This is a genomic window from Sphingopyxis sp. OPL5 (assembly GCF_003797775.2).
GTDB lineage: Bacteria > Pseudomonadota > Alphaproteobacteria > Sphingomonadales > Sphingomonadaceae > Sphingopyxis.
In genome coordinates this window covers 2,827,393-2,852,070 of sequence record NZ_CP060725.1, presented here as the reverse complement: position 1 = coordinate 2,852,070, position 24,678 = coordinate 2,827,393, and the positions used below count along the sequence as shown (strand labels likewise).

General features: G+C 66.4%; 25 protein-coding genes. 10 read left to right on the top strand and 15 right to left on the bottom strand.

Translation table 11 applies throughout. The features are described 5' to 3' along the window. Positions 1-63: 63 nt before the first annotated feature. The 7 genes from sucC to EEB18_RS13625 form a co-directional block, all read right to left on the bottom strand. Entirely contained in the window at positions 64-1,272 is a 1,209-nt protein-coding gene (gene sucC, locus EEB18_RS13655) for an ADP-forming succinate--CoA ligase subunit beta (RefSeq protein WP_187141015.1), read from the bottom strand. 162 nt (positions 1,273-1,434) lie between these two features. Further along, on the bottom strand, positions 1,435-1,746 hold the full coding sequence (locus EEB18_RS13650) for a hypothetical protein (RefSeq protein WP_187141014.1): 312 nt from the start codon (positions 1,744-1,746) through the stop codon (positions 1,435-1,437). A gap of 4 nt (positions 1,747-1,750) precedes the next feature. Beyond that, positions 1,751-2,890 carry a serine hydrolase gene (locus EEB18_RS13645; RefSeq protein WP_187141013.1) on the bottom strand — a complete coding sequence of 380 codons (1,140 nt, stop codon included), beginning with the start codon at positions 2,888-2,890 and terminating at the stop codon, positions 1,751-1,753. 142 nt (positions 2,891-3,032) lie between these two features. Next, entirely contained in the window at positions 3,033-3,707 is a 675-nt protein-coding gene (msrA, locus tag EEB18_RS13640; protein ID WP_187141012.1) for a peptide-methionine (S)-S-oxide reductase MsrA, read from the bottom strand. Between the two features lie 310 nt (positions 3,708-4,017). Then, positions 4,018-5,232: a pyridoxal phosphate-dependent aminotransferase gene (locus EEB18_RS13635; protein ID WP_187141011.1), complete on the bottom strand. Its 1,215-nt coding sequence runs from the start codon at positions 5,230-5,232 to the stop codon at positions 4,018-4,020. 135 nt (positions 5,233-5,367) lie between these two features. Further along, positions 5,368-7,215: an aminodeoxychorismate synthase component I gene (gene pabB, locus EEB18_RS13630; RefSeq protein ID WP_187141010.1), complete on the bottom strand. Its 1,848-nt coding sequence runs from the start codon at positions 7,213-7,215 to the stop codon at positions 5,368-5,370. A 37-nt stretch (positions 7,216-7,252) separates the two neighbouring features. After that, positions 7,253-7,789, bottom strand: coding sequence for a hypothetical protein (locus EEB18_RS13625; RefSeq protein WP_056345610.1), 537 nt, complete (start codon positions 7,787-7,789; stop codon positions 7,253-7,255). Between the two features lie 147 nt (positions 7,790-7,936). Here EEB18_RS13625 and EEB18_RS13620 point away from each other — a divergent pair, with 147 nt between their 5' ends. From EEB18_RS13620 to EEB18_RS13590, 7 genes are all read left to right on the top strand, one after another. Beyond that, complete coding sequence (locus EEB18_RS13620; protein ID WP_187141009.1) at positions 7,937-9,604, top strand: AMP-binding protein; 1,668 nt, start codon at positions 7,937-7,939, stop codon at positions 9,602-9,604. A 67-nt stretch (positions 9,605-9,671) separates the two neighbouring features. Next, the gene (locus EEB18_RS13615) at positions 9,672-9,965 is read left to right on the top strand and encodes a GIY-YIG nuclease family protein (RefSeq protein WP_187141008.1); all 294 of its coding nucleotides are present in this window, start codon (positions 9,672-9,674) and stop codon (positions 9,963-9,965) included. A 129-nt stretch (positions 9,966-10,094) separates the two neighbouring features. Continuing rightward, positions 10,095-10,529: a MerC domain-containing protein gene (locus EEB18_RS13610; protein WP_082544899.1), complete on the top strand. Its 435-nt coding sequence runs from the start codon at positions 10,095-10,097 to the stop codon at positions 10,527-10,529. A 113-nt stretch (positions 10,530-10,642) separates the two neighbouring features. Next, on the top strand, positions 10,643-11,107 hold the full coding sequence (locus EEB18_RS13605; protein ID WP_056345603.1) for a Fur family transcriptional regulator: 465 nt from the start codon (positions 10,643-10,645) through the stop codon (positions 11,105-11,107). 32 nt (positions 11,108-11,139) lie between these two features. Beyond that, the gene (locus EEB18_RS13600; RefSeq protein WP_187141007.1) at positions 11,140-12,006 is read left to right on the top strand and encodes a hypothetical protein; all 867 of its coding nucleotides are present in this window, start codon (positions 11,140-11,142) and stop codon (positions 12,004-12,006) included. Between the two features lie 340 nt (positions 12,007-12,346). Beyond that, on the top strand, positions 12,347-13,870 hold the full coding sequence (locus EEB18_RS13595; protein ID WP_187141006.1) for a fumarate hydratase: 1,524 nt from the start codon (positions 12,347-12,349) through the stop codon (positions 13,868-13,870). Between the two features lie 12 nt (positions 13,871-13,882). After that, a complete protein-coding gene (locus tag EEB18_RS13590) occupies positions 13,883-14,767 on the top strand; it encodes a hypothetical protein (RefSeq protein WP_187141005.1) in 885 nt (294 codons plus the stop codon). On the opposite strand, the gene EEB18_RS13585 is transcribed toward EEB18_RS13590, so the two are convergent. Next, positions 14,764-15,582: an SDR family NAD(P)-dependent oxidoreductase gene (locus EEB18_RS13585; protein ID WP_187141004.1), complete on the bottom strand. Its 819-nt coding sequence runs from the start codon at positions 15,580-15,582 to the stop codon at positions 14,764-14,766. The two genes, EEB18_RS13590 and EEB18_RS13585, sit on opposite strands and share 4 nt — an antisense overlap. Before the next feature lie 121 nt (positions 15,583-15,703). On the opposite strand from EEB18_RS13585, the gene EEB18_RS13580 reads away from it, so the two are divergent. Together EEB18_RS13580 and EEB18_RS13575 are read left to right on the top strand one after the other, a co-directional pair. Next, positions 15,704-17,239 (top strand): M20/M25/M40 family metallo-hydrolase, encoded by a 1,536-nt coding sequence (locus EEB18_RS13580; RefSeq protein WP_187141003.1) that lies wholly within the window; start codon positions 15,704-15,706, stop codon positions 17,237-17,239. A gap of 10 nt (positions 17,240-17,249) precedes the next feature. Beyond that, on the top strand, positions 17,250-17,705 hold the full coding sequence (locus EEB18_RS13575) for a VOC family protein (RefSeq protein ID WP_187141002.1): 456 nt from the start codon (positions 17,250-17,252) through the stop codon (positions 17,703-17,705). A gap of 106 nt (positions 17,706-17,811) precedes the next feature. On the opposite strand, the gene EEB18_RS13570 is transcribed toward EEB18_RS13575, so the two are convergent. After that, entirely contained in the window at positions 17,812-18,993 is a 1,182-nt protein-coding gene (locus tag EEB18_RS13570) for a YdiY family protein (protein WP_262407929.1), read from the bottom strand. Positions 18,994-19,125: 132 nt separating this feature from the next. On the opposite strand from EEB18_RS13570, the gene EEB18_RS13565 reads away from it, so the two are divergent. Next, on the top strand, positions 19,126-19,401 hold the full coding sequence (locus tag EEB18_RS13565; RefSeq protein WP_056345586.1) for a hypothetical protein: 276 nt from the start codon (positions 19,126-19,128) through the stop codon (positions 19,399-19,401). On the opposite strand, the gene EEB18_RS13560 is transcribed toward EEB18_RS13565, so the two are convergent. From EEB18_RS13560 to EEB18_RS13535, 6 genes are all read right to left on the bottom strand, one after another. Next, entirely contained in the window at positions 19,373-20,353 is a 981-nt protein-coding gene (locus EEB18_RS13560; protein WP_262407928.1) for a TraB/GumN family protein, read from the bottom strand. The two genes, EEB18_RS13565 and EEB18_RS13560, sit on opposite strands and share 29 nt — an antisense overlap. Beyond that, positions 20,350-21,492 (bottom strand): MBL fold metallo-hydrolase, encoded by a 1,143-nt coding sequence (locus EEB18_RS13555; protein ID WP_187141001.1) that lies wholly within the window; start codon positions 21,490-21,492, stop codon positions 20,350-20,352. Before EEB18_RS13555 ends, EEB18_RS13560 begins: the two co-directional genes overlap by 4 nt. A gap of 3 nt (positions 21,493-21,495) precedes the next feature. After that, positions 21,496-22,155 (bottom strand): DUF1013 domain-containing protein, encoded by a 660-nt coding sequence (locus EEB18_RS13550; RefSeq protein WP_056347151.1) that lies wholly within the window; start codon positions 22,153-22,155, stop codon positions 21,496-21,498. Between the two features lie 232 nt (positions 22,156-22,387). Then, a complete protein-coding gene (locus EEB18_RS13545; RefSeq protein WP_187141000.1) occupies positions 22,388-23,011 on the bottom strand; it encodes a glutathione S-transferase family protein in 624 nt (207 codons plus the stop codon). A 27-nt stretch (positions 23,012-23,038) separates the two neighbouring features. Continuing rightward, the gene (locus tag EEB18_RS13540; protein WP_222943099.1) at positions 23,039-23,497 is read right to left on the bottom strand and encodes a MaoC family dehydratase; all 459 of its coding nucleotides are present in this window, start codon (positions 23,495-23,497) and stop codon (positions 23,039-23,041) included. 84 nt (positions 23,498-23,581) lie between these two features. After that, a complete protein-coding gene (locus EEB18_RS13535) occupies positions 23,582-24,583 on the bottom strand; it encodes an NAD(P)H-quinone oxidoreductase (protein ID WP_262407927.1) in 1,002 nt (333 codons plus the stop codon). Positions 24,584-24,678 lie beyond the last annotated feature (95 nt).

The following is a 24,678-nucleotide window of genomic DNA, read 5'->3' as shown; positions in this document are numbered from 1 at the left end:
GGCGTTTACGTAAACGTCAACCGGCAGTCCCGCACCCCCTCTTCGTGGAGGGGGTGCGGGTTCTCACGCGACCCGCCGAACCTCGGCGACGATCTTCTGTGCCGCATCGCCCAGATCGTTGGCCGCGACGATCGGCAGCCCCGAGTTGGCCAGGATGTCCTTGCCTTCCTGGACGTTCGTGCCTTCGAGGCGGACGACCAGCGGCACCGACAGATTCACTTCCTTCGCCGCCGCGACGATGCCGTCGGCGATGATGTCGCACTTCATGATGCCGCCGAAGATGTTGACGAGGATGCCCTTCACGGCGGGGTCCTTGAGGATGATCTTGAACGCCGCGGTGACCTTTTCCTTGCTCGCGCCGCCGCCGACGTCGAGGAAGTTGGCGGGGAATTCGCCGTTGAGCTTGATGATGTCCATCGTCGACATCGCGAGGCCGGCGCCATTGACCATGCAGCCGATGTTGCCGTCGAGCTTGATGTAGGCGAGGTCATATTCCGACGCCTCGACCTCGGCCGGGTCTTCCTCGGTCAGGTCGCGCAGCTCGGCGAGGTCCTTGTGGCGGAACATCGCATTGCCGTCGAACGCGACCTTGGCATCGAGGACGAGCAGTTCGTCGCCATTCGCGCCTTCGCACACCGCGAGCGGGTTGATTTCGATCTGCTCGGCGTCGGTCGCGAGGAAGGCGTCATAAAGCCCGGCGAGCACTTTCGCGGCCTGCTTGGCGAGGTCGCCCGACAGCCCAAGCGCCGCGGCGACGCTGCGGCCGTGGTGCGGCTGCAGGCCCGTGGCGGGGTCGATGGTGATGGTGTGGATCTTTTCCGGCGTGTCGTGCGCGACGGTTTCGATGTCCATGCCGCCCTCAGTCGAGGCAACGACCGCGACGCGGCTCGAGCCACGATCGACGAGCAAAGCGAGGTAGAATTCCTGCTTAATGTCGGCGCCGTCAGTGATGTAGAGGCGGTTGACCTGCTTGCCGGCTTCACCGGTCTGGATCGTCACCAGCGTGTTGCCGAGCATGTCTTTCGCATGCGCTTCGACCTCTTCGATCGTCTTGGCGAGACGGACGCCGCCCTTCGCGTCGGGGCCGAGTTCCTTGAACTTGCCCTTGCCGCGGCCGCCCGCGTGGATCTGCGATTTCACGACATAGAGCGGCCCGGGAAGCTGCTTCGCAGCGGCGACGGCTTCTTCAACACTCATCGCGGCGATGCCCTTGGGGATGGCGACGCCAAATTTTGCGAGCAGTTCTTTCGCCTGATATTCGTGGATGTTCATGAGGTCTGCCGGGCCTTTCGAGTCTGGGGCGGGGAGAATTGGCGCCGCCTAAGCACAAGTTCGCAGGCAAGGCTACCCCCGGGGCGACAAGAGATTCTTTCCGCTGGGCCGAGCAAACCTACCCTTCGTCATCCTGGCGCAGGCCGGGATGGCGATCGCGGTTCAGCCAAAAGCGCACACCGCCGCCGAACTCGTCGTCACCGCCAATATCTCGGCATCCTTGAGCGCGCGGACCTTGTGCAGGAATTGATTGAGCGACAGGTCGCTGGCATTCTTGTCCTTGAGGCTGGCGAGCGAGCCGATCCGTCGCAGTTGCACCAGCGACAGCCGGTCGACCATGCGTTCGGCCATGCATCCGGCGACGCGCTGCGACAGGCCGGCATCGACGAGTCCCGTGCGCAGCCGGGTCTCGGGGGTCGCGCAACCCGTCAGCGTCAGCGCCACCAGCACCGGACCCAGCAACAGCTTTTTCATCGCTCTATCTTCCATGAAATTCAGCGACCGCGCGCGACACCGCCTGCATCGTCGCCATTCGCGCCGGGATCGGCGACGTCGCCTCGCCCATCATCACCACGATCGCATAACGGGTGCCGTCGGGGGCAGTCGCGATGCCGATGTCGTTATACCCCACGGTCATGCCCTTGTAATCCTGGCCGGTACCGGTCTTGTGGAGGAAGGTCCAGCCAGCGGGCAGTCCGGCCTTCAAGCGCTGCGGCCCGCTCTTGGTGCGGCTCATCACGCCCAGCATATATTGGGTCGATTCGGGCGACAGCAAAGTGCCGCGCGCCAGCCGGGTGAGCGCGCCTGCAATCGCAACGGGGCTCGCCCCGTCGGGCGGATTGGCGCGATAGGCGTCCATCGCCGCCTTGCGCGTCGCCTCGGGCAAGGCCGCGCGTGCGGTCTGGAAATTGCGCGCGTTCGAATAGCTTTGCTGCCATTTGAGGCCCGCAGTGCCGGCCTGCAGCAGTCGCTCGCCGGGACCGAAGCGGATCGCGCCGAGATCCTTCTTGTCGATGAAGCGCCGGATCGCGTCGGGACCACCGACGGTGCGCAGCAGGCTGTCGTTCGCGGTGTTGTCGCTGTGGGTGATCGCGGTTTCGATGAGGTCGCGGACGGTCATCGTCACCGCCCCCTGCGACTGGACGCGCGCCGCGATCGGCTGGTGAAAGACGGTGAGATCCTCGGGGCCGATACGAACCTTCTGGTCGAGGCTGAGCCGGCCGTTGTCGACCGCGTCGAGGACGGTCAGCGTGACCCAGAATTTCGATACGCTCTGCTGTGGAAACAGTTCGGCGCCGCGCTGGGCGAGCGTCCATTCACCGTCGATCCGCTGCACCGCGATTCCGGTCTTGCCGGGAAAGGCTTTCCAGATCTGGAAGATTCGGTCGTCGAGACCCGCCGGTGCACGGCGGAAGCCCGGGTCAGCGGGAAGCTGCGGCGTCGGCGTCGAACTGCGCACCGGCGGCCCGATCGGCACGCTGACCGCGCCCGGGGGATTTTTGGTCGGCGGCACCGCGCGCGGCGTTGGCACCACGGCAGCACTGCTGACGCAACCCGCGAGCACCATGGCTCCCATCAGAACCGCGAACGCCGCCTTGCCCGAAAAATCGACTTTCATTCAAACCCCGAAGCGACTGCGACCGTCATTCTATCCCGGCCTTTTTGGCCGGTTTCACCCGTCCCGCACCGGGTGTGCGGCGACCAGCGGTTTGCGACGAACGATTCCTTGCGCACGATGAGCGGCGGAACCTTTCGCCGGATCAGGGGGCCGGGGTGGCCCGCACGAGATTGGGATAGAGTCGCTTGAACGCCGCGAGCTTCGGGGCGTCCCAGCGGACGATGTAGCCGTTCGACGGATTCCGCTTCATGAAATCCTGATGACCGGCCTCGGCGCGATAGAAGGTCTTGTAGGTCTCGACCGGCACGACGATCGGCTTGGCGAAAAATTTGCCCTTGCCGATCTGCGACAGATAGGCGGTCGCGACCTGGCGCTGGGTCGCGTCCATCGGCACGATCGCGGCGCGATATTGGGTCCCCGTGTCGGGACCCTGGCGATTCTTGAGCGTCGGGTCGGCGACGACCGAAAACAGCACGCGCAGCAGGGTGCCATAGCTCACCTGCGTGGGGTCATAGACGATCCGTACCGCCTCGGCATGGCCCGACTTGCCGTCGTGGGTCAGCTCATATTTCGCGGTCGCGGCGCTGCCGCCATGATAGCCCGATTCGACCGAGACGACGCCCTTGACGTTCGAAAACACGCCCTCGACGCCCCAGAAGCAGCCGCCGGCGAGCACCGCGGTCGCGCGCTTCGCCTTGACCGCCGGATCGACCGCCGCCGCGGGCAGCTTGACCACCGTCTCCGCCTGCGCCGGCCAGACATGGGTGAAGATGACGACCCCCGCCAGCGCTACGATGACATGGCGGGCGAAATTCATCCGGATCGGTTTCACAGCGTCATCGCGAGCGCCGGCTGCTGCATCATCACGAGCAGCCCGCCGATGGCGAAGCCTGCGAGCATGGTCGGAAACCAGTCGGAGCGAATCATGGAGAGCATCGGTTTGTCCTGTCATATCTATCGTTCGTGGCCGAAGCCTTGTTGGTTACACCGAACGATATGACGCGCCCCGAGCCGTCGTGCAGTGACGTGGGTCACCTTTAGGCGGCAGGCCTTACTTTCCGGTGAACCGGCTGGTTGTCCGGGGTTCAGAAACAGCTGCCCCTCCCGCCTGCGGGAGGGGAGCAAAATCAGCTCAGCGCCGCGCACGCCTGCTGGATGCGCACGCAGGCCTCCTTCAGCACCGCTTCCGACGTCGCATAGGACACGCGGAACGCCGGCGACAGACCAAACGCGCCGCCGTGCACCGCCGCGACCTTGGCGCTGTCGAGGAAATAGTCGATCAGCGCCTCGTCGGTGTCGATCAGCTTGCCGTCGGGGGTCTTCTTTCCGATGCAGCCGCTCGCGTCGGGATAGACGTAAAAGGCGCCGTCGGGCGTCGGGCAGTTGAGGCCGGGCGCGTCGTTGAGCATCGCGACCACCATGTCGCGGCGCTTGCGGAACGCGGCGTTGCGGTCGTCGAGGAACTGCTGCGGCCCGCCGAGCGCGGCGGCGGCGGCGGCCTGCGCGATCGAGCAGGGATTCGACGTCGATTGCGACTGCAGCTTGGCCATCGCCTTGATGATCCACGCCGGACCGGCGGCATAGCCGATGCGCCAGCCGGTCATCGCATAGGCCTTGGAACAGCCGTTCACGGTCAGGATGCGGTCGGCGAGATCGGGGCAACGCTGCGCGAAGGTGGTGAAGGCGAAGTCGGCGTACCAGACATGCTCGTACATATCGTCGGTCATCACCATGACATGCGGGTGGCGACGGATCACCTCGCCGAGCGCGTCGAGTTCCTCGCCCGAATAGGCGGCGCCCGACGGGTTCGACGGCGAGTTGAACATCACCCAGCGCGTCTTTTTGGTGATCGCCTTGTCGAGCTGCTGCGGGGTGATCTTATAGTTTTGTGCCGCCGTTCCTTCGACGATTACCGGCGTGCCGCCGCAGAAGGCGACGATGTCGGGATAGCTGACCCAATAGGGCGCGGGGATGATCACCTCGTCGCCCGGATCGACCGTCGCGACGAGCGCGTTGAACAGGGTGTGCTTGCCGCCGACGTTGACCGAAATCTGGTCGAGTCCGAAATCGAGGCCGTTGTCGCGGCGGAACTTGCCGCGGATCGCGTCCTTCAGCGCGACGGTGCCGTCGACGAGCGTATATTTGGTCTGGCCGCCCCGGATCGCCTCGATCGCGGCTTCCTTGACGAAATCGGGCGTGTCGAAATCGGGTTCGCCGGCGCTGAGGCCGATGACGTCGACGCCCTCCGCTTTCAGCTTGGTCACCCGCGCGGTCATCGCGAGCGTCGCCGAAGGCTGGATACGGCCGAGCGCGGCCGAGACATGGGGCGGAAAGGTCGACATGGAAAGCGTCCCCTGATTGGCACTGGAAGCGAGCGATTTGGCAGAAAATTGCGCGGGGCCGCGCCTAAAGCTTCCGCCCGCAAATCGCAAGGCGATGCGGGGATAATTTACCTATGCAGGCCTAAACTGCGCCCGTCATCCCGGCGACTGGGTTTGAGTCCCGTCGGCGAGCCGCGCCGGGATCAGCCCGCGCAAGCTGTTGCCGATGAAGAAACCATCGGCGAGGTCGGCGAGGCGCAGATGCGATTCGACCGCGCGCCCTTTCTCGATCAGCTCAGCGCGCAGCACCCCGGGCAACAGCCCGAGCGACAGTGGCGGGGTGAGCAGTTGGCCGGCACGCTCGACGAAGATGCTGCTCCAGCTGCCCTCGGTGACGAAGCCAGGTTCGTCGACGAATACCACTTCCGCCGTTCCGGCCTCGCTGCGCGCGGCGTCGAAGGCGGCGCGCAGGCTGGTCTTGTGGACGAGGCGGAAATCGTCGGCAGCCATCGGCGCCGGCCGCACCGCGACGGGGACTGGCAGTTCGGCGAGGCGCGGCAGCGGCGACACCTCGACCGCGAGCGCGCCCGACGGCGCCAGCCGCATCCGCACTCGCGCCGCGCTGCGCAGGCGGAAAGTCGCCGATTGCAGGACGTTGCGCGCGCCGTGCCGGTCGAAGGTAAAACCGAGCATGGCGGCGCTCGCTTTCATCCGCGCCAGATGCCCCTCAAGCCGCTGCACCCCCTCGACAGGATCGAAAAGCATCGTTTCGATCAGGTCGAAACTTTCGCGCGCTGCCCCCACAAATTCCCCCTTGGCCAGACACTCCCGCCATTCCTCCGACGGCAGGCTGTCGGCGACGATGCCCGATCCCAGTCCCAGCGTGGCGCGAATCGGCCCATCCTGCAAGCCGGATAGCGGCAGACAGGGGGCCGGAAACACAAGCGTGCGGATCGCGACGTTGAACGCCGCGTCACCGCCGGGCTCGATGAAGCCGATCGAGCCGGTATAAAGCCCGCGCGGGCTCGCCTCCAGTTCGTCGATGACCTCCATCGCGCGCACCTTCGGCGCGCCCGTGATCGATCCGCACGGGAAGGCGGCGCGCAGCACGTCGACCGCGCCCTTGTCGGCGGGCAAGGTCGCGGTGACGTCGGACACCAATTGGTGGATCGTCGGAAAGCTTTCGACGCGAAACAGGTCGGGCACCGCGACCGACCCCGGCCGCGCGACGCGCGACAGGTCGTTGCGGATCAGGTCGACGATCATCAGGTTTTCGGCGCGCTGCTTGGGATCGGTGGCAAGCAGTCGCGCCGCCGCCCCGTCGGCCTCGGCATCGGCCAGCCGCGCCGCCGTCCCCTTCATCGGCCGCGCGATCGCCTCGCGTCCGCGCAAGCCGAAGAACAGCTCGGGCGACAGCGACGCGATCGCCTGTTCGCCGGTCCAGATGAAGCCGCCATAGCCCGCCCGTGCCGTCCGCCGCAGCCGCGCATAGACCGCGAGCGGATTGCCGATGACCGGCACCGCGGCCCGAAAGGTCAGGTTCGCCTGATAGATGTCGCCGGCGCGGATATAGGCCAGCACCGCTTCGACCGCGGCCTCGTAACCGGCGCGCGCGATTCCCGGTTCGACCGCGCCGATCCAGCTCGCCGCCGGATCGGGCAACCGCGCCGACACGGCATCGGCGTCGATCCGCTCGACCCGCTCGAACAGGCCGAACCAGCCGAGCGGCGTGCCGTCGCCTGCGGGCGCACCGCCGCGCCACGCCGGCGCCAGCCCCTTGCCGCCTTCATAGGCGAGATAGCCCGCGACATGCAGACCGCGCGCCGCCGCCGCCTCGACCGCGTCGAGCAGCGCGGGGATTTCGGCGGCGCCGTCGGCGTGCAAAATCTCGACCGGATCGGCGAACAGCCGCGCCGCCACGGCATCCTCGACGCGCGCATCGTCGAGCAGGACGAAGGGCGCGCATCCCGGGCCGGGGAGCGGCAAGGCGGCGGCGTCGGTCATCTCCGACCCGGCGGGTCGCCCCCGCCGTCCGCCACGATCAGCGGTCGCGCTTCATGCGGATGGTGCGGCCGCCATCGATCGTCGCGAAATAGCTGCCCATCGTCGCGGTCTTGATCTTGACCTTCTGCCCCGGCTTCGGCTGGCGCGGCAGCTTGGTGGTGTCGATCTGCACCCACACCGCATCGTCCTCCATCACCAGCGTATATTTGCCCGACCGGTCGATGCTCGCCGAACGGATCGTCGTTTCGACTTCCCTGATCTCGTCCTCGTCGCCGCCGAAAATCCCGCCGAGCTTGGGGAAGGAGAAGCCGAACAGCCCGCGCCGCGTCTTCTTGGCGGTCTCGCGGTCGGTGAAGGTGATTTCTTTCGCCTGGTCGGCCGCCGACAGTTCGCCGACCTCGCGGTCGAAACAGGCAAGGCGCGCGGCGGCGTCGCCGATGTCGCGGCACGCGTAAAGTTCCTGAATCTGCGTCGGAAGCGGCGGCGGCGCCTTGTCCTTGGCGACGGCCGGAACCGCCATGACGGTCGCGATAATGGCGAGCGGCGCGATCAGCCGGAAAGACGGATGCAGCATCGAAACCCCCTGAAATATGGCGTGCGGACGATATCGCCCCTGCCTAGCCGCCGCGCCGCCGCGCCGCAAGCTGGCCCTGTTGCGACACTGGCTTGCTTACCCTAGTGTCAGGAAGCTTCCCCCCGAGCAAAAGGATCTGGCATAGAGATGGATAGCGGTTTTTCCTGGTCGACGAATTACAACCACCCCACGCCCTGGGACCAGGATTTCCCGCCGCTCTCGCTCCCCGACATGCTCGCCGCAAGCATCGCGAAGCGCCGCGATGCGCCGATGCTCGATTTCATGGGACGCCATTTCAGCTACAACGAGGTCGCGCACGGGGTCGCCCGCGTCGCCAGGGGCCTGCAGGAACGCGGCATCGGCAAGGGCACGCGCATCGGCCTCTTCCTCCCCAACGTCCCGCATTATGTCGCGGCCTATTATGGCGCACTCGCCGCCGGGGCGACGGTGGTCAATTTCTCGCCGCTCTACACCGCGACTGAACTCGAGGCGCAGGTCGAGGATTCGGGTACCGAAATCCTCTTTACGATGAGCGCGACCGCGCTGCTGCCGACCGCCTTGAAGGTGCTCGACGGATCGAGCCTGAAACAGTTGATCGTCGGGTCGGTCGCTGGCGGATTGCCCGGCGCCAAGTCGCTGCTCTACCGGATGCTGCGCCGCAAGGAGGTCTCGGCGCTGCCCGACGACAGCCGCGTCACCCGCTTCTCGGCGCTGGTCGCCAATGACGGCCATTACGAACCCGCAACGATCGATCCCGAAACCGACGTCGCGCTGATCCAGTACACCGGCGGCACCACCGGCACGCCGAAGGGCGCGATGCTGACCCACCAGAATCTCACCGCCAACGCGCGGCAGGTCAACAGCATCGACCCCGATCACGACGCCGACGACCGCATCCTCGGCGTCCTCCCCTTCTTCCATGTCTTCGCCAACACCTGCGTCCTCAACCGCACGGTGCTCAACGGCGGCATGATCGCGATGCTGCCGCGTTTCGATGCCAAACAGGCGCTGGAGGCGATCACCCGCACAAAAACGACCGCGCTGCCCGGCGTGCCGACGATGTATCAGGCGCTGCTCGACCATCCCGACCTCGCGAAGACCGACTTCTCCAGCCTGCGCGTCTGCATTTCGGGGGGGGCGCCGATGCCCGCCGAGCTCCGCGAGAAATTCGTCGCCGCCACGGGCGCTTCGCTGGTCGAGGGCTATGGCCTCACCGAAAGTTCGGGCGTCGTCTCGACCAACCCCTATGCCGGCCCGGTCAAGGCGGGGACGATCGGCCAGCCGCTGCCCGCGACGCACATCCGTCTCGTCGACAAGGAAGACCCTATGAAGGACGCCCCGGCGGGCGAACCGGGGGAACTGGTCGTCAAGGGCCCGCAGATCATGCGCGGCTATTGGAACCGCGCCGACGCCGATGGCGACAGCTTCACCGAAGACGGCTGGCTGCGCACCGGCGACGTCGCGGTGATCGACGAAGACGGCTATGTCCGGATCGTCGACCGACTGAAGGACATGATCGCGGTCGGCGGCTTCAAGGTCTACCCCAGCGTCATCGAGGCGCATCTCTATGAACATCCCGCGGTCAAGGAAGCGATCGTCCTCGGCGTCCCCGACGCCTATCGCGGCGAGGCGCCCAAGGCGTTCGTGACGCTCGAGGACGGCTTCGACGTCTCGGGCGAAGCGCTCGCCGCCTGGCTCAACCCGCAGCTCGGCAAGCATGAGCGGGTGAACGCGGTCGAGGTGCGGCTGAATTTGCCCAAGACGATGATCGGGAAGCTCGATCGCAAGGCCTTGCGGGCGGAAGAGGGAGGCTGATCTCGCTCTCCCTCTTCTTCGTCACCCCCGCGAAGGCGGGGGTCCAGCTTCTTCAGGGAGCCCGCGAATGGCCAAAGGTGGTTACGTCTACATCATGGCCAATCGCTACCGCGGTACGACCTATATCGGTGTCACTGCTTACCTTCCCCATCGCGTTATGCAGCATCGCGACGACAAAGGTGCCGAACATTGTCGTCTCTATGGCGTGAAACGGCTCGTCTATATGGAAAGGCACGAAGACATCCGTGATGCCATCCGGCGCGAGAAGGCGATGAAGAAATGGAATCGCGACTGGAAGTTTCGCCTCATCGAGGAAAGCAATCCAGATTGGCTCGACCTGTTCGACACCCTCAACGGCTGAAAAAGCTGGACCCCCGCCTTCGCGGGGGTGACGAAGTTGAGGCGAGCGGCGACTTGTGACAATGAGACATTGTAACCTTTGTCATGATATGCCATATCCACCATCGCAATTGCCCCAACGGAGAATCGGGTGACCCACGTCGCCAGCCACGACCATGCCACGACGCGCCTCGGCGCGCTGGTTCGGGCTGCGCGCGATTCGAAGCCGCTGACCTCGCTGTCGGGCGACCAGCTGGCGATGGGCCTGTCGGGGCTGTGCCTCGTCCACTGCCTCGCGACGACGGTCTTTTTCGCCTCGATCGCCTCGGTCGGCGGGGTGATGTTCGACAATCACCTGTTCCACGAAGTCGGCCTCGTCGTCGCGATCGGCTTCGCGCTGATCACGCTCGTCTCGGGTGTGCTCAGCCATGGCTATATGATGCCCTTCGCGGTCGGCAGTTTCGGGCTGGGCATGATGGGCGGCGCGCTGTCGCGGCCGCATGACGGCAGCGAAGTGCTGGCGACGATGATCGGCGTCGCGATCGTCGCGCTCGGCCACGACCTCAACCGGCGGGCGCGGCACTAGCGCGCCGAAACGGACCGGTCCGCCGCTTGCGGCACCCCTGCAAAGAGCCTACATTGTGCCCAGTTAGGCAGATTGGCGCGCGCCATTTCGGCCACGCGCATAAGGAAACGCCGATGGGCAAGCATGATCATCCGCACGTCGAGGCCAGTGGCGCCTCGCTCGCCAGTGCCGCGCAGACCGCGCTCGAGGCTGCGGGCGAAGCCTGGACCGACATGCGCGCGCAGATTTTTGACGCCGTCGCCGAGATCGGCAAGCCCGCCAGCGCCTATGAAATCGCCGACATCGTGTCGAAGAACCGCGGCAAGCGCGTCGCGCCGAACAGCGTCTATCGCATCCTCGACCTGTTCGTGGCGAACAACCTCGTCCGCCGGGTCGAAAGCGCCAATGCCTTTGTCGCCAACAGCCATCCCGGTTGCCTCCACGACTGCATCTTCCTGATCTGCGACAGCTGCGGGTCCGCCGTTCATATCGACAACGACAAATTGTCCGACGGCGTCCGCGCCGCCGCCGACGCGACCGGCTTTGCCGCCGAACGCCCGGTGATCGAAGTGCGCGGCAAATGCGCCGAGTGCCAATAGGGCGCCCCGATCGCACCCCGCCGGACCCGTAAATGGCTGGCGGGGGGCTCCATCGCTGGATCGAGGCGCAGCGCACGCGCCCGCCCGCCCCGACCCGCTGGTGGGTGCTGACCGTCGCGATGGGGGCCGCCATGCTCCTGTTCGGCCTTCACCTCGGGCGGGTCTTCCCGGCCGATGCCGCGGCGATCCACCCCGGCTATGGCGCGCCGGTCATCGCCTTCGAATTCGCACGCGGCGAGGCCGATCTGTTCGCGGTCTTCGGCACCAGCGCTGATCCGTTGCAGGTCGCCCGCCTCGCCGCGATGCGCGCGGGCAACGAGCAGGACTATCTGTTCATGCTGCTCTACGCCGCCTTCCTCGGTTGCGGCTGCTTCGCCTTGTGGCGCGAACTCAGGCTGCGCTGGCTGCTCGCCGCGACCCTACTCCCGATCGTCGCCGCGCTCTGCGACGCTTACGAGAATTGGCTGCTGTTCGACATCCAGGCGGCCTTCACGCTGGGCGATTATTCGCCCGCCATGGCCAGCCTGCCCTGGCCGGTCGCGGCCAAATTCCTCGCGCTCACCCTGACCAATGTCGCGATCGGCTATGCCATGGTGCAGATGGGGCGATGGTGGCAGTTCGCCGGCACGCTTGTCCTGATCCCCTGCCTCGCCACGATCATGGCGCTGATCGCCCCCGCCGGCTTTGGCTGGACGCTGACCGCGGTGATCGGCGCCGGCTGGTTCGCGCTGCTCGTCATGGCGGCGATCGGCGCGTGGTATGCGCTGGTTCGCCGCGAGCCGCTGGTCAATTTCGATCCCGAAACCCCGCACCGCCGCGCCGCCGATCGCGACGAACCCGAAATTTCGCTGGCGCCCGGCAAGCGCCGCCATTTCGGGCGCCGAAAGGAAGATATTTAGGGTCCGTACTCCCTTACAGCACCGTCGAGGTTTGAGGCAAAATGGCCCACTGCGAGGAGAGAAGGCGAAGACATATGTCAATATTTCGAGACTTCTCGACGAAGCAATGGGCCATTTTGGTCAAATCCCTTCGGGACGTCCAAATGGCTTCCATCTCGAACCGAAAGCCGCTTGGAAAGGCAACCAGCCTTCCCGGCGCACCTTTCGGTCCGACCTGTTCGCCATTTGGGCGCCTCGACGGTGCTGTAAGGGAGTACGGACCCTTAGCCTCTTTTCGTCGCGGCGCGGCGGGTCTAGGGACACGGGCGAATCCTGACACAGGGCAAAGGGGACTGCACCCATGAACACCGTCATCATCCGCGAGGACGACCTCGTCGAAACCATCGCCGACGCGCTCCAGTACATCAGCTATTTCCACCCGATGGACTATATCCGCGCATTGGGCGCCGCCTATGAGCGCGAGGTCTCGCCCGCCGCGAAGGACGCGATGGCGCAGATCCTGTCGAACAGCCGCATGTGCGCCGAAGGGCATCGGCCGATCTGCCAGGACACCGGCATCGTCACCGTGTTCATCAAATGGGGCATGGACTGCCGCCTCGACTCGCCCCGCAGCCTGCAGCAGGTCGTCGATGAGGGCGTGCGCCGCGCCTATCTCCACCCCGAAAACAAGCTGCGCGCCTCGATCCTCGCCGACCCGGCGTTCAGCCGCGTCAACACCAAGGACAACACGCCCTCGGTGCTCAATGTCGAAATGGTCCCCGGCGCCAAGGTCGTGATCGACGTCGCCGCGAAGGGCGGCGGCAGCGAGAACAAGTCCAAGTTCAAGATGCTGAACCCGTCCGACAGCATCGTCGACTGGGTGCTCGAAATGGTGCCCCAGATGGGCGCCGGCTGGTGCCCGCCGGGCATGCTCGGCATCGGCATCGGCGGCACCGCCGAAAAGGCGATGCTGCTCGCCAAGCAGTCGCTGATGGACCCGATCGATATGACCGAGCTGCTCGCGCGCGGTCCGTCGAACCCGACCGAGGAACTGCGCATCGAGCTGTATGAAAAGGTCAATGCGCTCGGCATCGGCGCGCAGGGCCTCGGCGGCCTCGCCACCGTGCTCGACGTCAAGATCGCCGACTGGCCGACCCACGCCGCGTCGAAGCCGGTGGCGATGATCCCCAACTGCGCCGCGACGCGCCACGCGCACGTCACCCTCGACGGCAGCGGCCCCGCCTATCTCGAAAAGCCGGTGCTCGCCGATTATCCACAGATCGACTGGAAACCCGACCAGGCGGCGATCCGCGTCGACCTTGACAATCTCACGCCCGAAGTCGTCGCGAGCTGGAAGCAGGGCGACCGCCTGCTCCTCAACGGCAAGATGCTCACCGGCCGCGACGCCGCGCACAAGCGCATCGCCGAGATGCTCGCCAAGGGCGAAGAGCTGCCCGTCGCGTTCAAGGACCGCGTCATCTATTATGTCGGCCCGGTCGATCCGGTCGGCGAGGAAATCGTCGGCCCCGCAGGTCCCACCACCGCGACGCGCATGGACAAGTTCATGGACATGATGCTCGATCAGGGCCTGCTCGCCTGCGTCGGCAAGGCCGAACGCGGCCCCGCCGCGACGCAGGCGATCGCGAAGCACAAGAGCGCCTATCTGATGGCGGTCGGCGGCGCCGCCTATCTCGTCGCGCGCGCGATCAAGGGCAGCAAGGTCGTCGGCTTCGCCGACCTCGGCATGGAGGCGATCTACGAATTCGAGGTGCAGGACTTCCCGGTCACCGTCGCGGTCGACAGCGAGGGCCAGAACGTCCACGTCAACGCCCCGGCGCTGTGGCAAAGGCGAATCAAGGACGAAGGGTTGCTGGAGAAGGCATAAGGTCCAGCGGCCATGAGCCGCTTCCCGATCTGGTTCACCGTCGCCATCGGCGGCGCGGCGCTGTTCTTCCTCGCCGTACCCTTCGGCCCCGGCACCAGCACCGGCGCGCGAGCGTTTTTCTCGATTCTGATGGGCGGCCTCATCACCGGCGGCGCGGCGGTGATCCTGTCATTCCTCCGCGACCTCGCCGGCCTGGCCCGTCGCCGCGCTGCACCGCAGCCGCCGATCGTGCCGCGCGCGCCGCCGCCCGACCTCTCGCCCGCGCGCAAGGTGGCGGTGCGCAAGACCGTGGTGGTCCTGGCCGAACATGGCGTCTTTGCTCCGGAGGTGCCCGATCCCGCGCTCTTCTTTCCCGGCGTCGCCGACATGGACGAGAGCGTGAAGCCCGACACCATCCTCGCTGCGCTGGGTGAGCTCGGCCATTATCATCCCGGCACCGACCCCGCGCGCTTCATGGCCAATCTCGCGATGCTCGATTCGAAGACCGAGCAGGATTCAGCCTATCTGCGCGGACAGATCGCCGACCTCGACCGGCTCGCGGGCGGCGCGTTGCAAATCGCCGATGTCGCCATCGACGCCGTCTGGCCGCCGGCCGAGAGGATCATGCCCGTCCGCATCGCCCTGACCGTGAACGGCGCGCCGCTTACCATCGCTTATGACGGCGACGTCAAATATGCGAGCAGCCACATCCAGCACGCCCTCGCGCTGCACCTCGATGCCGCCAAGGTCGGCCGCCGCTTCGCCTGGTTGTGGACCGATCAGGGCGCATGGATCGCGGCCCTGCCCGATGGCGCGGTCGACAAGCTCAATGCCGCGCTCAAGCTGAAACCGCAGAGCCGCTGCGTCTGGGAATGGGTGAGCGACGCCAAACCCTTTGCGGCGGGCACCGCGCCCTAGTCGCGGCGCTTCACTGCCGCGCCGCTTTCGATCACCATTTGCACGTCCATCGCTTCGTCGCCTTCCTCGCGCGGCGCATAATCGGCGAACGCCGCATAGGCCTCGGCCCAGCGCTCCTCCATCCGCACGACATTATAGGGGTGGCTAACGAGATAGAATTGCCCCGCCTCCATCTGCGGCACGATCCGCGCCGCAAAGGCATCGGCCTCCATCGCGGGCTCGGCATGGCGCGTCATGTCGGACTTGACCCAGCCGGGGATGATCACGCCGACCTCGATCGCGGACGACACCTCGTTCCGCAGCATATCCATCAGCCCCAGCACCGCATGCTTGCTCGCGACATAGGCCCCGCCCTTCACGCGCACCGCGTTGAACAGCGCATTTTCTGACGCGGTGGCATAAATCCCGGCCGGAAGCCCGTCGGCCTGAAAACGGCGCCCGAAGCTGCGGATACAGTTCCACGCCCCCCAGAAATTGACCTCGAACAAGGCGCGCGCCGCCGCCGGATCGCAATCGATCACCGATGCACGCGGCCCGCCGACCCCGGCGTTGGCGATGATCGCATCGGCGCGGCCATGCGCCGCCCAGGCGAAGTCGGCGAGCGCCTCGACCGAAGCTGCATCGGTCACGTCGCCGACGAAGGCACGCGCATCGATGCCGAGCGCCGCCAGCGCCGCCACGGCCTCGGCCAGCTTCGCCTCGCGCGGTTCGCACAATATCAGCTTCGCCCCCGTGACCCCGAGCCGCTTCGCCAGTGCAAAACCGATCCCCGTCGCGCCGCCGGTGATCACGACGCATTTGCCAGCAAAATCCATCGCTCGGCCCTCCCTTGCGGATCAGGCTAGGCTCGCCCCGCGCCGATCGTCAATCGCCAGCTTGCCTTCCACGCCAGTTCGTCCAGACTTGCCCGGGGCCAAACCGCATAGGGGACGCAGCATGGATTTCCGCACCTTCGACCGCTTGAACCGCCGCGACGTGATTCGCGGCACCGCGATGCTCGGCGCCGGCGCCATGCTGATGCGCCCGCTGCCGTCGCTCGCCGCGACCGGCCCGATGGCCGAGATCCGTAAGGCGGCGGAGGCGGGCAAGGAAGCCTCGATCAAGCGGCTGCGCGACTGGATCGCGCTGCCCTCGATCGCCGCCGAGAACCGCAACATGCCCGAGGGCGCGGCCTATATGGCCGAGCTCGCGCGCGACGCGGGCTTCACCAATGTCGAGATCGTGCCCACCGACGGCCATCCCGGGGTCTTCGGCACGATCGACGTCGGCGCCAAACGCACCCTCGGCATCTATTTCATGTATGACGTCAAACAGTTCGATCCCGCCGAATGGTCGTCGCCGCCGCTCGAGGGCAAGTTCGTCGCCAAGGAAGGCCTCGGAACCGCGATCGTCGGGCGCGGCGCGACCAACCAGAAGGGCCCGGAATCGGCCTTCCTCGCCGCGCTCCACGCGATCCGCGCCGCCAAGGCGACGCTGCCGGTCAACATCGTGCTGATCTGCGAGGGCGAGGAAGAGATCGGCTCGCCGCATTTCCGCCAGGTCGCGACCAAGCCCAATGTCCTTGCCGCGCTCAAGAAATGCGACGGCATCTTCATCCCCTTCCCGTCGCAGGACAAGACCGGCGCGGTCGACGTCAACCTGGGATCGAAGGGGATCATCGAACTCGAACTGGTCGCGAGCGGCGAGAAATGGGGCCGCGGCCCGAAGGGCGACGTGCATAGCAGCCTCAAGGCGATGATCGACTCGCCCGCCTGGCGGCTGGTGCAGGCGCTGCAAACGCTGGTCACTCCCGACGGCAACACCCCCGCGATCGAAGGCTGGTTCGAAAATGTCCGCCCGCTCACCGACCGCGAAAAGACGCTGATCCGCGAAGCCGCGAAGACCGCCGACGAAGCCGCCGACAAAAAGGCGCTGGGGGTCAATGTCTGGATCGACAACCTCAAATATGACGACGCGCTGATCCGCCTAGCGCAGGAACCGACGGTCAATATCGAGGGGCTGGTCGCGGGTTACACCGGCCCCGGCGGCAAGACCGTGCTGCCCGGCCGCGCGGTCGCCAAGCTCGACCTGCGCCTCGTCCCCAACCAGACGCGCGCCGAGGCCGAAAAGAAGCTGCGCGCGCATCTCGACAAACATGGCTTCACCGACGTCGAGATGAACGTGTCGGGCGGTTACGACCCCACCGAGGTCGCCGAGGACAGCCGCCTCATCCGCACCGAGCTCGCGACCTACAAAAAACTCGGCATCGCGACCAACATCAACGCGCGGCTCGCGGGCAGCTGGCCCGGCGCGACCTTCACCGCGCCGCCGGTGTCGATCCCGGCGGGCCATTTCGGCACCGGCCACGGTGGCGGCGCGCACGCGCCGAACGAATATTATCTGATCGATTCGACCAACCCCAAGGTCGCGGGGCTGGTCGATGCGACGATGGGCTTCGCCGAGTTCCTCTACACCCTCGCCGCCATCAAATAGGGAGGGGCAAATGACCGACCTCAACGGCGTCGCGCACGTCATCCTGACCGCAGGCGACTTCGCCCGCTCGACGGCTTTCTGGCGCGACGTCATCACCTATCTCGATCTCAAGATCGTACTCGACAGCGACGCGATGCTCTATGGCGTCGGCGGGCGCACCGCGATCGGCATCCGCACCGGCAGCCCCGAGAACGCCGGCAAGCGCTTCGACCAGGGCGCACCGGGGCTGCACCACGCCTGCTTCCGCCTGCGCGACCGCGCCGCGGTCGATGCGATCCATGAATTCCTCAAGAATCGCAGCGACATCGTCTTGGTCCACGGCCCGCAGGAGGAACCCTGGGCGCCCGGCTATTATTCGATCCTGTTCGAGGATCCCGACGGCATCCGCATCGAGTTCAACCATGTGCCGGGGGTCGGGTTGCTGGCGGAGGGCGAGACGATCGGCGGGGCGGAGGTGTTCGACTAGCTGGCCGTTCTCGCTCTTCGTCATTGCGAGGAGCAAAGCGACGCGGCAATCCAGCGTGGGCGGAATCCGCCCTGGATTGCTTCGCTTCGCTCGCAATGACGCTGATCTAAAACCCGTACACCAACGTGAATCGCGTCTGCGTATCGACGCTCTCCACCCCCGGCGGCGGGCTCGAATCGATCTGTGCCGAATAGGCGATCCGTGCCGACAATTTTCCGCTCAGCTTGGCGTTGAGCGAGGTCAGCGAACTGGTCGAGCTGTTTGCCTCGCCGACGACGGTCGAGGCGACCTGCGTCAGCCGCAGCGTCGGTGACAATTGCCAGCCGAAGTCGAGTCCGGCGAGCGCGGTCAGTTCATTGTCGATGTCGCCGCGCACGAAATCGGTGCGTCGCCATGCCGGCCCGCCCTTCAGGCTGAGTGCCACCGACTTGCTGTCGATCAGCTTGTAACCGAGCCCGCCCGACAGGTTCCAGCGGCTGTCATAGCCGAGGATGCGATCCTTCTCCCAGCGCCCCAGCCCATAGACGAAACCGCGGTCGCTCAGGCGATATTGCGGCTCGACCTCGCCGAGATAACGTTCGATCGAGGTTCGGCCGTTGGTGCGCTGATAATCGGCCTGCAACCGCAATTTGTGCGTCCAGTCGATCCCCTTGCGCGCCAGCGCCAGCCCCGCGCTCAGCCCCGCCGATTTGGTGTTGCCAGTGCTCAGCGATCCGCCGATCTGCCCCTCGCCCTTCCAGTTTTCCCAGAATTTCGCCGCCGCCAATTTGGCGCGCACCGCCGCCGCCGCTTCGTCCTTCAGCCGTTGCCGCTCGGCGCGATAGGCGACGACCCGCGCGTCGATTTCCGCCGCGTCGTCGGGATTGGCCGCTTTCGCCAGCTTGGCGACGGCTTCGACATCGGCGTCCTTGCCGCTCGCGATGGCCGCGGTCAGCATGTCGCTCACCGGATCGGGCGGCACCACCGCGGGGTTCGCGCTCCGGTAATAGGCGATCAGCGCGTCGATCTCGCCCCGGCTGCCCGGATTGGTCCTGCGGGCGAGCCTGACCACCGCTTCGACATCGCTGTCCTCGCCGCTCGCGAAGGCGGCGTCGATCATCGCGCGCACCGCATCGGGCAAGGGCGGGTCGGGGTCCATGAGCATCAGCGGGAGCGGTTCGACCAGCAACGGGTCGGCGAGCGCCGGGTCGGGCTGGAGCGGCATCGCGGGATCCTGTGCCGCATGCGCGGGCGGAATCGCAAGGGCGAGCGGCAGGCAAAGCGCGGCCAGTCGGGGGAGAGAGGTCACCGAAGACGTCCTTCGCTTGGGGGCAGAAGCCGGGTTCGTTCGACCGATCGCGCGGGCCTGCGCACGTTCGATGGCGCCCTATAACCCGAAAGTCGCTGGCATTTCCACCCCGGCTGTCCCATTTGCAAACCTATGTGGATCGCGATCATCGCCATTTTCGGCGCCGGCATCGGCAATTTCGCGATGCACCGCGCGTTCATGGAAAGCGACGACCCGCTGGTGCAGGAGATGCTCCGGCCGTTCACCGACAAGGTCGGCCCGAATATCACCTATGTCTTCGAGTTCCTGCTGCTCGTCGGCGCGATGGCGATCGCGACGCGCAACTGGTTCACCGGGCTTCTGCTCTACGGCCTCTACACCATCTTCAACGCGATGGCGTTCAGCTGGGTGATGCACCGGCCGAAATAGGCGCGGTCCACGCCGGCCCGACGATCGGCAGGCCCTGCGCCCGCAGCCGGTCGAGCACCCCGTCGGGTTCGGCGAGCACCAGCAACGGCACCACCGCCAGCGTCACGCCGGGCTTCGCCGCCGCATCATTGATCGCGCCGACCCACTGCTGGCGCAGCGCCGGGCCGAAGCCGTCGTTGGTCCATGGCCAGCAGCGCCCGAGCGCCCTTTCGAGCGGGTTGGCCATCACCGCCGGCACGTCGAACTCGGTCCACGCCTGCCCGCGCGCGGCGACGATATCGCCGCCGGCCTCGGTCGCCGTCATCGCCGCGTCGAGGCAGGGGATATGCGTTTCGGGAGCCGCCGCGAACAGATTGTCGAGCATGTCCTCGCCGCGCATCTCGCCCACCGGCTGCGCCGGAATGTCGGCGCGGTTCGCCGCCTTGCGGACGATATCGGACGCGTCGTCGGCCGTGTCGCGGTTGAAGGCGAGCCGCTTCGCGAGCAGATCGAACGCGGTCATCAGGAAATTCTTCTGCGCATAATCCTGATCGAACCGCGCCTCGAGCGCCCGCAGCCGCGCGATCTGATGCACGTCGAGATAGTCTGCGGCGACGCGATCCTTGGGCAATTTGGTCAGTCCGCCACCCTTGAAGATCAGCCGCAATATGTCGCCCGGCGACACCTTCGCCTTGGTCCCCAGGATGACCCGCTGCGCGCGCTCGGTCGCGCCCTCCAGTCGCTCGGGACGCCATGGCGTCGCTTTCGGCACGTTGCGGATTTCGCCGACCAGGATCACCGCGCCCGTCGGCGTCTTGATCGTCCACATCGGGGCGCCCGACCGGCGCGCGGTGACGACGATCTCGTCGGTGGTTTCGCCTGTCGCGGTTGGGGCGGCGGCGGGCTCGGTCGCCATTACATGCGGCGTCGTCGCCGCCAGCAGCGCGGCGATCAGAACGCCGCGCGCGGTCACGCGACGCCGTGGTACCACCACACCCCGTCGCGATCCTCACGCCGGACGCGCCCTTCGACCTCGAGCCGCTTCAGATGCGCGAGCGCCTCGCCGGTCGCCATGCCCAGCTGATCCGGGCCGATCGGGCGGTTGAACAGCAGCGGGAAGGACTCCACCGCGCGCATCGGCGCCTTCGCGATCGCCTCGGCCAGATTATAGAGCCGCATGCGATGCTCGTCGCGCAGCGCCATCAGCCGGACGTGCAATCCCTTGAACGGTTCGCCATGCGCGGGGCAGGTCAGGACGTCGCCGGGCACCGTCGCGATCAGCTTGTCGATCGAATCGAGCCATTCGCCCAGCGGATCGGCACCGGGTTCGGTGATATTGATCGACACGTTCGAACTGATCCGCGGCAGCACCTGGTCGCCCGACACCAGCACGCCCTCGCGCTCGTTCCACAGGCACGCATGTTCGGGGCTATGCCCCGACCCGACAACGACGCGCCACTGGTGTGCGCCCATGTCGAGGACATCGCCGTCCTTGATCCGCTGGTAGCTGCGCGGCAGCGGATAGACCATCAGGCCGAAGCGGCCCCAGCCCTCGCTCTTCTGCCGCTCGATCGCCGCCTCGTCCCAACCGGCGGCGCGCGACTGCGCCAGCGCCTCGTCGGGCGCCGTGTCGCTGGTGTCGCCAACGATCATTCGCGCGGTCAGCATTTCGCCGCGCGTCATCCACAGCTGGACGCCCTTCTTCTTCGCGATCCAGCCGGCAAGGCCGATATGGTCGGGGTGCAGGTGGGTGCCGATAACGCGGGTGATCCGCGTGTCGGCAAGCGCGCCAGCATAAAGCGCCTTCCACGCGTCCGAACAGATGGTCAAGCAGACGCCGGTGTCGACCACCGCGACGCCATCCTCCCCGTCACTGGCAGCATCGTCGAGCAGCCAGCTGTTGATATGGCCGAGCGAGCCGGGCATCGGGATGCGTGCCCAGCGGATTCCCGGCGCGATGCGGATCGTCTCGCCCACCCCCGGTGCGGCGTCGCCCCAGGGATAGGTCAACCCGGCGCGGCTCGTCGCGGTGAAACTGTCGTCCTGGGTCAGCGAGGCATCCGGCGAACCGCTGGCCGCCGGAATACCCTCTTCGTCACTGACCGACGCCACGCCTTATGCCGCCGTTTCGTCGTTCGCGGCGGCAAGCGCGGCTTCGCTGGCTTCCTCGGCGGCGCGCAGTTCGTTCGCGGCGATGCGCTCGGCGCGCAGTTCCTCGAGCAGCGCCTCGCGGTCGCCCTCGAAACGATTGTCGGTCGGCGCGGCGATACCGGCCTTCTTCGCAGCCTTGGCGACCAGCGCGTCGAGTTCACGCTGCGAACAGAGGCCGAGCGTCACCGGGTCCTTGGCGACGATGTTCGCGCTGTTCCAGTGGCTGCGGTCGCGGATCGCGCCGATCGTGTTGCGGGTGGTGCCGATCAGCTTGCCGATCGCGCCGTCCGAAACCTCGGGATGGTTCTTCAGGATCCACGCGATGCCGTCGGGCTTGTCCTGGCGCTTGCTGACCGGGGTGTAGCGCGGGCCGCGGGTGCGGCGGATCGTGTCCTGCGCCTGCTTGCTCATCTTGAGCTTGTAGTTCGGGTCGTTCTGACCCTTTTCGATCTCGTCCATCGACAGTTCGTGCGCGCGAACCGGATCGCGACCGGTATATTTGGTCGCCGCGGTCTCGTCGGCGATCGCCTGCACTTCGAGGATGTGGATGCCGCAATAATCGGCGATCTGGACGAAGGTGAGGCCGGTGTTGTCGACCAGCCAGGCGGCGGTCGCATGCGGCATCAACGGGGTGGCGTCGGGGTTGACCATGACTGCTCTCCAAAAGCGCAAATAATAAGGGCCGCCCCTCGCGGGGCGGCCGGACATTGGCAGCGGCTATATGCCGGTTTCGAAAAAGGGGCAAGTGCGGGGATTGGCGGGGCAGATGTCGGACTTGGAGCGGTTTCCAGACCACTCTCCATTTCCGTTCGTGTCGAACGGGATTTATCCGCAACCGTCCGATACGGCCTTCCCACTAATCCCCCATCGCCACGAAACCCGGCTCGCCCTCGACCCGCGCGATCCACGCCTGCACCCCCGGATAGTCCGCCAGTGCGAAAAACCCGCTGTCCTCTGCGACATGGGTGTAGGCATAAAGCGCGATATCGGCGAGCGTCAGTCCCGCGCCAACCAGCCAGTCGCGCCCCGCCAGATACTCGTCCATCAACGCCAACGCCGCCGCCCCCGCTTCCTGCTTCACCGGCACCAATGCCCGCTGCACATCGCTCAAATTCGCTTCGCCGATCCATTTCATCCAGAAGCGCAGCGTCGCGACATTGGGCTCGTGATTATATTGCTCCCAGAACATCCAGTGCAGCATGTCGGCGCGCGCGAAGCGATCGTGCGGCACCAGATGTGTGCCGTCGGCGAGCCAGAAACAGGCGGCATTGCTTTCGGGCAGGAATTTGTCGCCGATCTGCAGCACCGGGATGCGCCCGTTCGGGTTGACCTTCGCGAGAAACGCAGGCGTCCGCGTCTCGCCGGCGATGATGTCATATTCGCGCCGTTCGATCGGATAGGCGAGCAGCGCCGCGGTCAGCCGGATCTTGTAGCAATTGCCGCTCGCCGCATATTCGTGAAGGATCGGTCTCTCGCTCATAATGCCCCCAAGGCTCTTTCCGCGCGGCTAACTGGCCTGGCGCGCCGGTATCTGGATCAGGTTGACAAAGGACATCGCCACCGCGCCGTGCTGGTTGGTCACGGTCATCAACATGGTCAGGACCCCTCGATCGGGTTTGCTGTCGGACCGGCGAACATCGATGATTTCGCGCCGGATCGACAGCAGATCGCCCGGCCGCACCGCGCTCCGCCACTGCAGGTCGTCGACCTTGAGGCCGAGCAGCGGCGTGTCGCCGAAGGGCGCCGAATCGACGAATTCGCGCATCACGACCGCAGCGACATGCCAGCCGCTGGCGATCAGGCCGCCAAAGCGTCCCCTGGCCGCTGCCTCGGCATCGACATGCATCGGCTGCGGGTCATATTCGCGGGCGAAGCGGATGATGTCCGCCTCGGTCATCTCGATCGGACCGCCAGTCCAGACCTGCCCGATTTCAAGGTCTTCGAGAAAGAGCGAATGCGCAGCCAAAATCACCTCCGGAACCGATGCCCCCGCACCCGGAACGCCCGGTGATGGCTCTCGTCGCCTATGTCAACCACAGGCGCGGCGGCCTCATTCGACCGTCAGCACGATCTTCCCGACATGCGCGCCCGCCTGCATCCGCGCGTGCGCCGCGGCGGCTTCGGTGAGCGGGAAGGTGTGGTCCATCGCGGGCTTCCACGCGCCCTCCGCCAGGCGCGGCCACAATGTGCGGTGGATTTCGTCGGCCAGCGCCGCCTTGAAGTCGGCGCTGCGCGCGCGCAGCGTCGATCCGGTCATCGTCAGGCGGCGGCGCATCATCTGGCTGATGTCGATCTCGACCTTCGCCCCGCGCTGGAAAGCGATGGTGACATGGCGCCCGTCGTCGGCGAGGCATTCGAGATTACGCGGCACATAGTCGCCGCCGACCATGTCGAGCACGGCGTTGACGCCCTTGCCGTCGGTGAATGCCTTGACCGCCGCGACATAGTCGTCGTTCGAATAATCGACCGCGAGGGTCGCGCCGAGCGCGGTCGCCGCGGCGCATTTGTCGGCGCTGCCGCAGGTCACGATCACCTTGATGCCGAACAATTTACACAGCCCGATCGCGGTGGTGCCGATGCCGCTGGTGCCGCCATGGACCAGCACCGTCTCGCCCTCCATCACCCAGGCGCGTTCGAACAGATTGTGCCACACGGTGAACACCGTTTCGGGCAGCGCCGCGGCCTCGGCCATCGAAAAGCCGTTCGGCACCGGCAAACAGCTGCCCGCCGGCGCGGTGCAATATTCGGCATAGCCGCCGCCCGCGATCAGCGCGCACACCGCCTGCCCCAGCTGTTCAGGGTCGCCCCCCGGCCCAACCGCGACGATCGTCCCCGCGACCTCCAGCCCCGGCAGGTCCGATGCCCCCGGCGGCGGCGGATAAAAGCCCATGCGCTGCAGCACGTCGGGGCGGTTGACCCCCGCTGCGGCGACGCGGATCAGCACCTCGCCCGGTCCCGGTCGCGGCACGGGGCGCGTTTCGGGCACCAAAACTTCGGGGCCGCCCGGCGCGCTTATCGCGATGGCGGTCATGCTTTCCGGCACGCTGGTCACGTCTTGGTCCCCCTGCTTCCCACAGGCGCGCCTTATTGACAGCGCGGGGCGGCGGGTCAACAACTTCGCCGCCGATCAACAGCATGAGGACAAAA

Coding starts and splice junctions, on each gene's coding strand:
- sucC (WP_187141015.1), bottom strand. CDS start 1,272: ATGAACATCCACGAATATCAGGCGAAAGAACTGCTCGCAAAATTTGGC.
- EEB18_RS13650 (WP_187141014.1), bottom strand. CDS start 1,746: ATGAAAAAGCTGTTGCTGGGTCCGGTGCTGGTGGCGCTGACGCTGACG.
- EEB18_RS13645 (WP_187141013.1), bottom strand. CDS start 2,890: ATGAAAGTCGATTTTTCGGGCAAGGCGGCGTTCGCGGTTCTGATGGGA.
- msrA (WP_187141012.1), bottom strand. CDS start 3,707: ATGAATTTCGCCCGCCATGTCATCGTAGCGCTGGCGGGGGTCGTCATC.
- EEB18_RS13635 (WP_187141011.1), bottom strand. CDS start 5,232: ATGTCGACCTTTCCGCCCCATGTCTCGGCCGCGCTCGGCCGTATCCAG.
- pabB (WP_187141010.1), bottom strand. CDS start 7,215: ATGACCGACGCCGCCGCCTTGCCGCTCCCCGGCCCGGGATGCGCGCCC.
- EEB18_RS13625 (WP_056345610.1), bottom strand. CDS start 7,789: ATGCTGCATCCGTCTTTCCGGCTGATCGCGCCGCTCGCCATTATCGCG.
- EEB18_RS13620 (WP_187141009.1), top strand. CDS start 7,937: ATGGATAGCGGTTTTTCCTGGTCGACGAATTACAACCACCCCACGCCC.
- EEB18_RS13615 (WP_187141008.1), top strand. CDS start 9,672: ATGGCCAAAGGTGGTTACGTCTACATCATGGCCAATCGCTACCGCGGT.
- EEB18_RS13605 (WP_056345603.1), top strand. CDS start 10,643: ATGGGCAAGCATGATCATCCGCACGTCGAGGCCAGTGGCGCCTCGCTC.
- EEB18_RS13600 (WP_187141007.1), top strand. CDS start 11,140: ATGGCTGGCGGGGGGCTCCATCGCTGGATCGAGGCGCAGCGCACGCGC.
- EEB18_RS13595 (WP_187141006.1), top strand. CDS start 12,347: ATGAACACCGTCATCATCCGCGAGGACGACCTCGTCGAAACCATCGCC.
- EEB18_RS13590 (WP_187141005.1), top strand. CDS start 13,883: ATGAGCCGCTTCCCGATCTGGTTCACCGTCGCCATCGGCGGCGCGGCG.
- EEB18_RS13585 (WP_187141004.1), bottom strand. CDS start 15,582: ATGGATTTTGCTGGCAAATGCGTCGTGATCACCGGCGGCGCGACGGGG.
- EEB18_RS13580 (WP_187141003.1), top strand. CDS start 15,704: ATGGATTTCCGCACCTTCGACCGCTTGAACCGCCGCGACGTGATTCGC.
- EEB18_RS13575 (WP_187141002.1), top strand. CDS start 17,250: ATGACCGACCTCAACGGCGTCGCGCACGTCATCCTGACCGCAGGCGAC.
- EEB18_RS13565 (WP_056345586.1), top strand. CDS start 19,126: ATGTGGATCGCGATCATCGCCATTTTCGGCGCCGGCATCGGCAATTTC.
- EEB18_RS13550 (WP_056347151.1), bottom strand. CDS start 22,155: ATGCCGCATGCGACCGCCGCCTGGCTGGTCGACAACACCGGCCTCACC.
- EEB18_RS13545 (WP_187141000.1), bottom strand. CDS start 23,011: ATGAGCGAGAGACCGATCCTTCACGAATATGCGGCGAGCGGCAATTGC.